Origin of the sequence: Paenibacillus sp. 2TAB23, assembly GCF_052115165.1 — a bacterium.
Lineage (GTDB): Bacteria > Bacillota > Bacilli > Paenibacillales > Paenibacillaceae > Pristimantibacillus.
The window spans coordinates 67,989-81,569 of the sequence record NZ_JBFRGD010000011.1; the positions used below are offsets into that span (position 1 = coordinate 67,989).

The window sequence follows — 13,581 nt, forward strand, 5'->3', positions numbered from 1 at the left end:
CCCTATTCAATGAATTCGTTTGTAAATACGTCGTCAAGGTTCTGTTCTTTTTTCAAGAAACCGAGATCGATTAAATTCTTTTGCAAAACTTCCCAAGCATCGCTTTGCATCTTGCCCAGAGGCAGATTCTCAGGCTCAAGCAACGGAATGCTCGCGTTCATCATGCTGACCTCGTGGTCAAGCGTCAGTTTATCTCCATATTTCAGGCCAAATTCCGCCGCTTCATCCGGGTTCTCAATCGCATAGCTCCATCCTTTCATGGAAGCTTGAACGAAGCTTTTCACCATTTCCGGATCGCGTTTGATAATAGCCTCTGTTGTGAACAAGGTATCCGCATAAAAATTAATATCATAATCACTAGGCTCTATAATGTTGACTTCATTGCCCAGCTCCTGTACAGCAAGCACCTCATTAATTACATAACCTGGCCAAGCCTTTACTTGACCGCTGAGCAGCGGGCTCAGGTCATATTTTGCAGGCATCTCTTCCACCTTCGATCCATCTATGCCTGCATTTTTCACCATAGCGCGGTAAGTAAGCTCTTCATTCCCGCCAAGCTTGACGCCGATCTTTTGGCCGACTAGATCCTCCATCTTCGTAATGCCGGAATCCTTCAGACTGAACAATACGAAAGGCGTTTTTCTATAAATGGTTGAAAGTGCCTTCACCGGAACTCCTTTTTCTCTCGCCATCAAGACTTGATCCGCGCCTGTTACCCCGAAATGCTCCGTGCCTGACGCGATCATTTGGACAGATGGGAAATCTGCGCCGCCTGGTCTAATTTCGACATCCAAGCCTGCTTCTTTGTAGAAGCCTTTCTCAACCGCCGTGTAGAACCCGGCAAACTGTGCTTGGTGAATCCATTTCAAACGCAAAACGACTTTTTTCAATTCCCCTGTTTCTCCACCCGCAGCATTCGAGCTCGGTTGATTATTGGATCCGCAAGCGGATAGCACGAGTAAAAACGCCGACATCACGATCATTAACGACTTTCTAGATAATTTCCACATATGGTTTCCTCCAATGTTGTTGGTTTGTCTATTTCTATTTCATTTCTATATCTATTTCATTTCTATATCTATTTCATTTCTATTTCAGTTGCCTATTTAGTAATGGATAAGTCCTTTTAATACTTCCGTCGAGCTGCTTACGCTTCCGAACACACCGCCCTGCATTTTCACCATATTAAGCGCTGCATGATGATTCTCCGGGTCCGTAGCTCCCGTGCAATCCTCAAGAATCAAACACTCATATCCTCGGTCATTCGCTTCGCGCATCGTCGTATGCACACAAACATCCGTTGTGATGCCGGTCAAGATTAGGTGGGTAATCCCTTTGTTTTTAAGAATCAAATCCAAATCAGTTGCATAAAAGCTGCCCTTGCCCGGTTTATCTATAATCGATTCGCCTTCGATCGGAGCAAGCTCCTCTATGATCTGCCATCCTGGCTCGCCTCTGACCAAAATACGTCCCGCTGGTCCAAGCGAACCTATTTCTGCGCCGATCTGTTTGCTGCGCCACCGTTTGTTCGCAGGCAAATCGGATAAATCAGGCTTATGTCCCTCTCTCGTATGAATGACATGGAAGCCTTCAATTTCCCGAACGCGCTGCAGCAGCTCCCGAATGGGCTTGATCGGTTTCGCCGTCAATGATAAGTCATACCCCATCTGCTCCACATACCCGCCTTTACCGCAAAAATCGATCTGCATATCAATAATGACTAATGCGGTTTTCGAAGGATCAATTGCCCCATCATAAGGCCAGCTGTAAGGCGTTGCTTTAATTTGCATGCTCCATTCTCCCTTCAAAGCTTATCGGCATATGACCTAGCAAAATATTTATGTCACATAACCTAACCTAATTTCTTTCGTTTTCTTCTTGTGTCATATTATATTACAAACAAATAACGATGTCTTTGTATTTTTCACAAAAAAGCATGAACTATTTTCGTAATTTGCACAAAAACCGATGGTTTGTGTCATGTTTTTTAACATGATGATTATAATTTTCACAAATGGAAGCATTATTCCGGTAATTGTTCTCTTTATCCTTTCTCACATGAATGGTCGAAAAGATGATATTAAACATTCAAACATTCCGTTGCTTTGATTCCATAAATTATTGTCCAACACTTCAAAATCCTAATCCAAGATTTGCAGCACACAAAGAAAGCCATGATTGTTGGTCTATTAGGACCTTAATCATGGCTTTCTATTTCTGTAATCTATAATCTATAATCTATAATCTATAATCTATTTCTGCATTCAATTTCTATAATCTATTTCTATATTCCATTTCCATAATCTATTTCTACATTCAATTTCTATTTTCTATATTCCATCTCAATTTGTGATGATCCGGAAGGCTTGACCAGACTTTGTACGGAATCGAATAACCGTCTCTTCGGAACGGCTGCCGTTAATGACAGCTCCGTCTGACGATTCAATTGACCATGATGCCTCCGCCAATAATGAGCAATCCTCGCCGCTCAGCGATAAGAGCTCAGCTTCCGCTAAGCATCCATTCTCCCAGCGAATGCTCACTTCGAATCCGCCGCGCGCTCGCAAGCCCTTGATCTCGCCCGATTGCCAAGCAGCCGGAAGCGCCGGAAGCAGTTCCAAGTAGGACTGATGGGATTGCAGAAGCATCTCGGCAATGCCCGCTGTCGCAGCGAAATTCCCGTCAATCTGGAAAGGAGGATGCGCACCGAATAAATTGCCGTACACGCCGCCATGATCATAGAGCTCCGCCTCGTTCTCCTTCACAAGCCGCAGCGACTGATCCAGCAGGCGCAAAGCATGGTCCCCGTCACGGAACCTTGCCCACAATCCTACTTTCCAGCCTAAGCTCCAGCCCGTCCCATCGTCGCCGCGGCGGAGCAGCGATTGTTTGGCTGCTTCATACAGCTCTGGCGTTCCATCTTGCGTAAGCTGCCTGCCGGGATAAATACCGAACAAATGCGAGACATGGCGATGATGCTTGTCCTCATCCGCAAAGTCCTGCGACCACTCCTGCAGCTGGCCATAGCTGCCGATTTGCAGCGGAAGCAAGCTTGCTCTCGCAGCCTTCAGCTCCGCTCTGAACGCCTCGTCCGTTACTAAGCTCTCCGAGGCTTCAATGCAGTTCGTAAACAAATCCCAAATTAACGACAAATCCATCGTGGCTGCTTCACTTACTCCGAACAGCTCATCTCCGATTCTAAACTTATGCTCCGGCGAGGTGGAAGGTGAAGTAATCAAACGTCCATGCCCGTCATCAACCAGCCAATCGAGGCAAAATAATGCCGCTTCTTTCATAATCGGATAGGCATGGCCGCGCAAGTACTCTTCGTCCCTGCCGAACGAAAAATGCTCCCATAAATGCTGAGCAAGCCATATGCCGCCCATTGGCCAATAGGCCCATACAGGATCTCCGTCCCCATAGTTGCCAACCGGCGCGGTTTGCGCCCATATATCCGCATTATGATGCGCCGTCCAGCCCCTTGCGCCATAATTCGTGCGAGCCGTAACGGCACCGTTCACCGAAAGCTCCTCGATAAAAGCAAGCAGCGGCTGATGGCATTCGGCCAAATTGCAGGTTTCCGCCGGCCAATAATTCATTTCCGCATTAATATTCAACGTCCAATTGCTGCTCCATGGCGGCCTTGTCGATTCATTCCAAATCCCCTGCAGATTTGCGGGCTTCGTTCCTCCGCGCGAGCTCGATATCATCAAATAACGACCATAATGAAAAAGCAGCTCAATTAAGCCCGGATCCTTCGCGCCATACTCCCTAATCCGTTGGTCTGTCGGCATATCTATCGGCGCCAAAGCATCACCGATTCGAAACTCGACCCGATTGAACAAAAAATGATAATCGGAAAGATGCGATGCTTTCAGCTCCGCATATGATTTCTTAAACCCATTATCGAGCGCAGAGGCTGCTGCGGCTGACGCATCCTTGCCTTGGCTTCCCGGAAGCCGGTCGTATCCATTAAAGCTGGTAGCTCCGCTGAAATAGATAACCACCTCGGTGCCACCATATACATGTAGCCCGTCTCCATCCGTTATAACGACTCCGTCCTTCGACGTGGCGGCGAGCACGCCCTCGAAACGCATAGCTTCCGATTCATCGCCGGAGCCGTATACGATAGGGTTGTTATCCTTGAAATAGCTGGGAGCGACGTGCTCAGGCGCATTTCCTTTCAGGAGGTAGCGCTGCCCATCGGCTTCCGTACGGTAACGGAGCGGACTGTCCAATCTCACATGAACATTTAGAACGCCTGGCTCGCTAGCCTCAAGCTTCAACAAAATAAGCTGATCCGGATATGAAGCGAACAATTCCCTTTTATAGGCAATTCCGCCAATCTCGTATTCGACGGTAGACAAGCCGTTTTCCAAATCCAGCGTCCGTTGATAGTTTTCATATTTATTGCCGTGCTCGAACGCTATGTGCATATCGCCGAACGGCAGGTAAGACTGCGTATAAGGCCCCATCATTTGCTTGGTTTCCAGATCCGCTTCCGCATACCGTCCTTCCTTGATCAGCTTGCGCACGCGCGGCAGCGCTTCTTTGGCTTCCGCATGGTTCCAATCTTTCGGGTAGCCCGACCATAACGTATCCTCATTTAGTCCAATTCGCTCTTTCTCCACACCGCCAAAAATCATTGCCCCTAAACGCCCATTGCCGATAGGAAGCGCTTCCGTCCATGCGGAAGCCGGTTTCTTGTATTGCAGCTTCATGCTAGCACCTCTCTTAATTTATCGCATAATCATGTTTGAATCCTATTATGAAGTGAAGCGCTTAATCTAGCAAGGGAAATCTCCTAGACACATGCTATTTCCGCATTTTTGTTCATCATTTAGTCAGACTTCCCGAATTAAGGAATTGCCTTCGAGCACAATAGCTGTGCATGCTTCAAAGCGCATAACATCGTCAAGGACGTTACATTCACTCTGGTCGCCCTTCACGATAATTTCATTGTTTAAAAATCCAATATTACGCGTGCTTTTCGCCGAAAGAACTAACACGCTAGTCGTTTCGAATCTATTATTTTCGATTTGAATATTGCTATGAACAGGCTGCTCCGCACTTATCAGCGTATTTTCAGGAGCAATGAACACAACGGGATGCTGCTCGTTTCCGCAAGCAATAAAGTGATTATCTTGAATGGAGACCTGCTGAACGCGGCCTGATTCATACCAACTTTCCGCGTCATCTGCTATAAAAACGGCGCTCATCGTCATTTTCTCAAATCGGTTGCGGGCAATCACAACTTTGCGTCTCGTCGTAGCCAATATGCCGCGTGTCGGCACTCTTTCAAATGCATTGCCGATAATGCTCACTTCAGGTGTCCATGTCACGTTCTCAACGACATCCTCCGGCTCGATAGCCTCGGGCACGGCTCGCTCCAGCGTAAGCAGCATTTCCCGCGGATTCAACAGTACGGCGCTGGTTACTTTGTTGCTATGATAAGCATGCAATGACTTGCTTCTAACCAATTCGACCTCATCCCCGGCAAAAAAAGCTTCAAAGCCGTAGGTTTGATGATGCATAAACCTCACCTTCAGTTGATTCTTCGCCGGCTGCCCAACTATGCGAAGATGCGTACCATGAACGTTGATCGGATCGTCATGTCCCCCGCTGAATTTACTATCGTTCACCTGAATGAGCCCTCGGCAGCCAGAGAAATGGATAAAATCAGCAAAAGCACTCACCGTGCGGCCCGTTTCCTTCCTCGGCCGCATATCCATGCGATCGAACGTCATATTTTCGCTGAACTGGCAAACAATCCCGAGGCCATGCATGAAATGCATGCCCACGTTCGTGAATCGAATGCCGCTGCTTCTATTAATGAACGCGCCGACCTGGTCACGAATGCCGTCGCGTACCTGCAAAACGTTCCCATTCGACTGAACGGGGCGATCATTCACATGCACCTTCAGCTTCCCTCTGTATATTTCTTCGACTTTGACCGCATGCTCGAAAATATTATCCGTTCGCCATGTACGGTTTTCCTCGAGGTCCAGCTCCTGCATCGGGCCTGCCAGAAAACGCCAATTATCCGCTACCCATGTCAGCTTCCCCTCTTCGATCTCGTATCGGAAAGCGGGATGAACCTCAAGGATAAGATGGCGCGCTCCCGTCTCTAACACGGTCATTTCCACGACGGTTGGCTGCTCATAGTCGACGTTGATATTTTGAAACACGATATGCTCGCATTCATCAACAAGAAACATCGTTTGCTTGCCATGAAAGACAAACAATGAACCATTTCCCTCTAACGTAAACTCGCGCATACCCTTCAAAAAAACGCCTATCGTTTTCGTAACGTCCGGATTTTCCGCTTCACTCGTTGTATTTGAAATATAATAGGGCTTTCTCGTCGCGCCACTCGCGAAGAAATCATATCTGCCTGGTGCGCACTCCAACACGACGGGACCAACTACCCTAGAAGCGGCTTCGATGGCAAGCTGCATGGCGGACATCGCATCCTCGCCCGAGTCCGGCATGCCTCCGAAATCGGCAAGCTGTAAAACCGTCTGCCGTCCTCCATTTGCGAACTGCTCTTTCGTCATCCCAATTAACCTCCTCATGCCTCATGAACGAAGGAAATGCCCTGCCGCTTAGGACAGAACATTCCCTTTGTTATATCATTTATTTTTGTTTGGCCATTTCCGCCGTCACTTCCGTGATTGCTTGCTGCAGGCCTTTGCTGTCATAGCCCTTGACGATATCTCTCCAGATTTGGATCGGATCATCCTTGCTTAGTATCATCTTCGTGAAATCATCGTCAAAGTTGATTGCCGACAGCTTGTCTTTCGCAGGCGTGGTCATCGTGAAAAATTCGAAAGCGGTTGGCATCGGCTTGGCGTTATCCATTTGCCATTTTATTTCATCTTGGATGAACTGAATCGCTTCGTCTCCATGCGCCGCTCGGTTGGACTCGCTGTCTTCAATGGCGCTCGCATTTCTCCAAGCAGCCATTTGTGAGATGATATCCATCGACGGATACGCTTTTTTCAAATCGATAAATTGGCCGTTTTCTTCCTTCGCCCGTGTAATGACATATTTGTCGCCATCCTTGGTGTAGTCCTTGCCTTCTATGCCATAGTCGAAAAGCTCTTTGCCTTCTGCAGACAACAGCCAGTCATAGATGCGTAGAATGCGGTCAAGCTTCTCATCATCCACATCCACGTTAATCATCGTCTCCGACCACCACGGGCTGTTCACTTGGCGATAGACTGTGCCGTCTGCGCCAGGCCACAGATGCAAAATTTTCACATGGTCAAAAAAGTTAAGCCCCGGATTGTTTTTCTCCCATTCCGACTTGATGCCTGTAGCGCCTAGAATGCCATCCGTTTTGAACGCAAACGCACCCGCTTTGTTCTGGTAAAACTTCTGATTGCCCTCTCCCGCTTTCGCTACTGCAAAATCAGGGTCCAGCGTGTGATCCTTGTACATTTGGCGAGCTTGAACGACCACTTCATCCATCTTCTGCGAAGCATAGAATGGAATCCACTTGCCATCCTCCTCCACCCATCCCGAATTCCCCATTTGCGGGAAGGTAGGAACGAATACCGATTTGAAATAACCAAGTGTGTTCATCACGATGCCCGTCGTATCATTTTTGTTATTGCCGTCCGGGTCCTTCTCGACAAACGCTTTCAGCATCGCATTAAATTCTTCAAAGCTTTTCGGATCCTCGATACCAAGCTTCTCCATCCAGTCTTTCCGGACAAAGATCGCACGGTCAACAGCCCATACCGCTTCCGCTTGCTCCAGCGGGAATGTCATCCGAGGAATCGCATACAGCTTGCCGTCCCGGCGTATGCCATCAACGCCTTTGGCTTTAGTCACCTGTTCCAAATGCGGATACGCACTCAAATCATCGGGAATCGCATGAATTAGGTCTTGATTTACCCATTCATTATAAGTGGCAGGACTGTCGTTGGTAATGCTGTTCGTAATAATATCCGGCAGCTGGCCAGCAGCCGCCCATACCTGCGCTTTCTGCTTGTAGTTGTCCCAGCCGATATCCATCGGCTTGAAGGTGACATTGAAGGTATTCTCCACATGCTGCAAAATGTCATCCTTCTGCTGAAAGCCGACGCCAATTCCCCACCAGGATACGGAAATATCCATATGGTCCTTATACGGGTTATCAGACTCCGCATTGGTTGGCGCTTGAGCGTTATTGCTGGCTTCAGGCACATTATTTGCCGATCCGCAGCCAGATAAAACAGAGATGAATAATGCGGTCAATAACGTGAATGAGGCAGCTTTGCTTGTTTTCTTCATTTTCTCGTTCCCCCTGTACAATTATATAATAAAAGCGCGAAGCTTCTACTACCCTTTGATCGAGCCGATCATAACGCCCTTCGTGAAATATTTTTGCAGGAAGGGATACAAGCACACAATCGGCAAAGCGCTAACGACCAGCACCGCCATTTTGAGCATTTCCGGCTGCAAAGCCGAGTTCGACGAGACGACAGAGCTTACACTGATGCTCGTAAGCAGCTGTTGATAGTTGGTCAACAGCTCTCTGAGCAGCGCCTGAAGCGGCAGCAAATTGACGTCCGTCATAAACAATACGCCGAACCACCATTCATTCCAGCGGTCCACCGCGTAGAATAAAGCGATAGTCGCAATCATCGGCTTCGATATCGGCAATATGACCTTGTACAAAATTTGAATCTCATTCGCGCCATCGATCTTCGCCGATTCCTCCAGCGCAGCCGGCAACGTTCGGAAAAAAGCGATGCAAATCATCATATAGAAAGTATTTACAGCGACTGGAAGAATCATAACGAATAGATTGTTAATCAAGCCATAGCTCTTCATGGTCAGATAGAACGGAATGAGCCCGCCATTGAAAAACATCGTGAATAAGATGCCCGACATAACCGCTTTCCGGCCGGGAAATCCACTTTTGGACAGCACGTACGCGCCGGTCAGCGTGACCAGCATATTGACGAGAGTCCCTACAACCGTAACAAATATGGTCACAAGGAACGCATTCAGAAAGCGCGGCTCATGAAATATATAGCTGTATGCCGAGAAATCAAATGCCGTCGGAATCAAATAGACGATCTGCTTCGATATGGCCACGGAGTCACTAAAGGACATCAGCACCACATTATAGAAAGGAAAGATGGTACAAATCGTAAGCAGGATCAAGATCGTATGGATGATCACATCCGGCATGCTAATCTTTTTGCGTCGTTTTACGCTATGCGCCGCCATTATACCAATCCCTCCCCGCCTAGCCGCTTCACCATAAAGTTGGCGGAGTACAGCAAGACAAAGTTCAGAACCGCTTTAAACAAGCCGACAGCGGTCGTAACGCCAAAGCTTAACCCGTCGCCAAAGGCGGAGCGATACAGATACGTATCAATAATATCGCCCGTTTCATACACGCCTGGATTGTAGAGGTTGAACACCTGCTCAAACCCTCCGTTCATCGCATTGCCTACGGCTAGAATCAACAGTATTGCGGCTGTCCCCCTGATCGACGGCCACGTCACCGCCATCAACTGCTGAAAGCGATTGGCGCCGTCAATCCGAGCCGCTTCGTACAGCTCCGGATTAATGCCAGCGATTGCGGCCAAATAAATGATCGCGCTCCAGCCAATTTCCTTCCACATGCTGGATAAGAATAGAATGGGCCGGAACAATCCCGGATCGGTCATAAACGTCTGCTTATCGAAGCCGAATGACGCGATAATTTGGTTCAATACCCCGGATTCGCTTAAAAAATTGAACATGATGCCGCTTATGATAACCCACGAAATGAAATGCGGGAATGTATACACGGTCTGGTAAAACTTTTTGAACCTCTCCTTCGTTACCTCATTGATCAGCAGCGCCAATATAATGGCCGTAGGAAATTCGAATAGGATTCGGCCGCAGCTGATGATGATCGTATTCGTAAACGCTTGCCAGAAATCGCTTTGGTTTACGAGCTCCCGAAAGTTCGCCAATCCTACCCACGGACTGCTCATTATCCCTTCCCTGATGTGATACTCCTTGAATGCGAGCAGCACGCCATACATCGGAACGTACTGAAACAACACATAAAAGAGCAACGTAGGAAGGAGCAAAATATACAAGAAGCGATGCTTGTACATTTCCTTCCCTAATGTATTCATGTTAGTCTAACCTCCTTGTAAGCGTTGTCACTTTCTTGCTTTATTATCGCCTGACAAGGAAGATGCGTACATGGACGCATTCCATTCGTTCCATCTGCAATTTCAACCTACGACATAAAAAAAGAAAACCTTCATCGAAAGTTTTCTTGAAATCATCCATACCGATTATAAAAATCGTCCATCTCACCCATCATGAATGCTTCTCACGGTACTGCGTTGGTGTTTTGCCCGTCATTTTCTTGAATATGCGCGTGAAATAAAAATAATCATGATAGCCAATCTTCTCGGCAATGTCTTGAATCGATCCAGCTTCGCTATCCAGCAGCTCGCAAGCATAAGCGATTCTCAGCTTGGCCATATGAGTGGTTAACGTTTCGCCCACCTCTTTCTTGAACAGTTGGCTTATATAGCTCGGATTCATGAAAAATTGCTCCGATAGGTCTTGCAGCGAAATGTCTCTGCGGAAATTCAATGCTACGTATTGCAAGATCGAGTTGACAGTCGGATTTTTCGTTTCGACAGGCGCTGCTCCCGTACTGGTCAAATATTTGGTCAACAGCAATTTCAATTCGCTGAGCATGACCGAAAGGCGATTAAACGACTTGACCAACTGCTCATAGCTGTACAGCATGCTCTCCGTCTCTCCAAGGCCAAACAAAAAGGAAACGGTCATATGATAAACTTTGAGCGCGTGTTTCACCGTTAACGAGCTGTCTACGAACAACCCACCGATCTTGTCCATTGCATACAGCGCCGAATCCAGATTCCTTTCTTGAATCGCATAGCTTACCTGCAAGAGCCATTCATTAAGCTCAGCGCCGCTCTCAGGCTGCATGCTTGTGTTCACAGCAACAACCTCGCCGCTTACAAAATAGTGATGGGCAAGCACATCCGCATTTTCGATAGCACGCTTTATCTCTTGCAAATCATTGAACGAATCGCTCATCCCGATACCCAACATCGATCTCGGCCTGTTGCGTTCCCATTCATGCCTCGCTGCAGCTGCTAGACGCGCTTGGACCAAATAAGCGGTTTTGGCGGCACCCATTTTCATTCGGGTCATCCCCTGTGCCCACAACGGCAGCTCTTCCGGACCTACGGAAATGACGGCAATTAGCGAGTCCCCGCCTTGCTCCAGCACGCCATCCCTCTTTAATCGATCACGAATCAACCATTCGTTTTCCAAGCTAGGCTCGTCAATAAGATGAATGAGCGACGGCTCGAAAGCAGGCTTAGCGGCACCCAACTGTTTGCTCAGTCTAGCCAATACGCTCGATATTTCCACCTCGTCAAAAGGCTTTAAGCAATAAGCAACCGCTCCCTGGCTGATCGCTTTTTGCGCGTAAGCAAACTCCGCGTAGCCGCTTACAATGACAAATTGAATCGGAAAAGGAAATGCTTTGCCTCTTTGGATCAGCTCCAGCCCATTCATCTCCGGCATCCTTATATCGGTAAACACAACATCCGGCTTAACTTCAGCGATCGCTTCCAAGGCAGCCATTCCGCTATAGGCTTGTCCCACCACTTCAAAGCCGTAGCTGCCCCAGTCCACCAAATCCTTTAAGCTTTCCACAACCCAGCTTTCATCATCGACTAGAAATACCTTATGCATCATGCTTCTTCCTCTCTCCCATCATGAGCCTTACCTTCGTCCCCATACCCTCCTCGCTCTCGATTTGGATGCCGTATTCATTCCCGTAAATAAGCTTGATCCGATTATTCACGTTGCCAAGACCGATGCTTTTGACGTTTTCATCAGCTGCCAGCGCAGAGGAACTCTCGGCCAGCATATCGCGAATTTGTCCCAATCGTTCATTCGTCATGCCGACACCATTATCCGAAATAAGAATATGGAGCGCATTTTCTTTGTCCACAACCCCTTTCAGCCAAAGCTCTCCGGCCTTTAGCGTCGGCTCGAGCCCATGATAGATCGCGTTCTCTACGAGCGGCTGCAGAATCATTTTGGGAATGCGGTAAGACAATGCTTCCTCCGAAAAATCATAGCGGACAGTGAATCGATCCGCGAACCTGATTTGCTGAATTTGAATAAAGGATTCAACCATCTTGACCTCCTCACGCAGCTGAACGACATCCGCTCCTTTGATGCTGTACCGAAATATTGCCGATAAGGATCTAGTCATGTTCTTAATTCGCGTCTGCTTCTCGACTACGGCGATACCCGTAATGACCTCAAACGTATTGTACAAAAAATGGGGGTTGATCTGGCTTTTGAGAAAAGCAAGCTCCGCCTTTTTCTTCTCCAGCTCACTGCCGTACAAGCGGCTGTTCGTCTCCAGCAAGCGCTGAGTCAGCTGCTCAATCTCATCGAGCATATGATTGAATTGCGTCGCGAGCACATTGATTTCCATATAGCCATGCAGCGCAATTCTCTTTTGGAATTCAAACAAGGTTCCGCGCTTGACGTTCGTCATGAACAACATCATTTTTTTAAGCGGCCGCAAAATATTGTTGATAATGAATGTGAACGGTATGGCTAGGAGAAGAAGACAAACGCCCAATATCGCAAGCTCGACCTCACGGATCGACCGCAGGTCGCGCAGCAGCTCATCCTTGGGCGCTATGCTTAGAATAACCCCGTCGATATCCGGCAGCTGCTCGGTCTGAATCACATACGGCTTGTTTTTCCATTGCACGGTGTGCTGACCGCCGTTTCTACTCCCAATGAAGAGGCCCTCCGGCAGCACCGTGCCAACCTCATGCTCCGAGTTGCTCGTTATAATCTTCTGGTTGCGGTCCAGCAAATAGATTTGCGTACCGGTTTCTTTCATCGCATATTCCTCATCGCCTGCAAGCGCTTTCGGCCTAATGATGAAGAAGAGTGTTCCGACATTCGAATTAAAAAGCTCCCCGGGCTGCATATACGTAATGGACGTCGCAAATATGAGACCCTCCGCAGACCCATAGGAACTGCCAAAGGTTTGCATCCCTACATAATAAGCATTAAATTTTGTTTTGGGCAGCTTGCCGACCATCGGAGCAACATAACGGTTGCCGCCATTGATATCGACCCAGCCGCCGTTATTGCCGGAGATGACGATGTCGAGCACGCCATCCTTCAGCTCCTTCTGATTCGTAATTAGCTGGCTTAGCTTTTTGAACATCTCATAGCGGCGCAACGCGTTTTTCTCAACAAGAAAGCTTTGCACCTCTTCATTGTAAGAGATGTTTTGCATAAGCCTATAGACAACGTCTTTATTGGAAATAACGTTTTTCTGAATTTCCGTGACGGTCTGCCTCACATATTCCTCGTGGTTTTTCGTAATCATGCCTGACATCATGGAATACGTATGCAAAATAATAATCAGGATAACGATAATAGATGACGCCGCCAATATTAACAACTGAGAGCGAATGGATAGTTTTCTTAGAAAGGCCATAGGGCTCATCTCCATCATTCATAGTAACCATTGTCGATCATACCGCTAATTAT

Annotated in this window: 9 protein-coding genes; all 9 read right to left on the bottom strand. The window is 47.7% G+C overall.

Annotated elements, in window-relative coordinates:
* Positions 1-2: 2 nt before the first annotated feature.
* A complete protein-coding gene (locus AB4Z29_RS16870) occupies positions 3-1,010 on the bottom strand; it encodes an ABC transporter substrate-binding protein (protein WP_441944205.1) in 1,008 nt (335 codons plus the stop codon).
* 96 nt (positions 1,011-1,106) lie between these two features.
* A complete protein-coding gene (gene biuH / locus AB4Z29_RS16875) occupies positions 1,107-1,790 on the bottom strand; it encodes a biuret amidohydrolase (protein ID WP_441944206.1) in 684 nt (227 codons plus the stop codon).
* 552 nt (positions 1,791-2,342) lie between these two features.
* On the bottom strand, positions 2,343-4,721 hold the full coding sequence (locus AB4Z29_RS16880) for a glycoside hydrolase family 95 protein (RefSeq protein ID WP_441944207.1): 2,379 nt from the start codon (positions 4,719-4,721) through the stop codon (positions 2,343-2,345).
* Positions 4,722-4,844: 123 nt separating this feature from the next.
* Positions 4,845-6,557 carry an alpha-1,3-galactosidase-related protein gene (locus AB4Z29_RS16885; RefSeq protein ID WP_441944208.1) on the bottom strand — a complete coding sequence of 571 codons (1,713 nt, stop codon included), beginning with the start codon at positions 6,555-6,557 and terminating at the stop codon, positions 4,845-4,847.
* Between the two features lie 79 nt (positions 6,558-6,636).
* Positions 6,637-8,280: a hypothetical protein gene (locus tag AB4Z29_RS16890; protein ID WP_441944209.1), complete on the bottom strand. Its 1,644-nt coding sequence runs from the start codon at positions 8,278-8,280 to the stop codon at positions 6,637-6,639.
* A 48-nt stretch (positions 8,281-8,328) separates the two neighbouring features.
* Positions 8,329-9,225, bottom strand: a complete 897-nt coding sequence (locus AB4Z29_RS16895) for a carbohydrate ABC transporter permease (protein WP_441944210.1) — start codon at positions 9,223-9,225, stop codon at positions 8,329-8,331.
* The gene (locus AB4Z29_RS16900; RefSeq protein ID WP_441944211.1) at positions 9,225-10,130 is read right to left on the bottom strand and encodes an ABC transporter permease; all 906 of its coding nucleotides are present in this window, start codon (positions 10,128-10,130) and stop codon (positions 9,225-9,227) included. The genes AB4Z29_RS16895 and AB4Z29_RS16900 overlap by 1 nt, the downstream gene beginning before the upstream one ends.
* Positions 10,131-10,320: 190 nt before the next feature.
* Positions 10,321-11,745, bottom strand: coding sequence for a response regulator transcription factor (locus AB4Z29_RS16905; RefSeq protein WP_441944212.1), 1,425 nt, complete (start codon positions 11,743-11,745; stop codon positions 10,321-10,323).
* Entirely contained in the window at positions 11,735-13,528 is a 1,794-nt protein-coding gene (locus AB4Z29_RS16910; RefSeq protein ID WP_441944213.1) for a sensor histidine kinase, read from the bottom strand. Before AB4Z29_RS16910 ends, AB4Z29_RS16905 begins: the two co-directional genes overlap by 11 nt.
* Between the last annotated feature and the right edge of the window lie 53 nt (positions 13,529-13,581).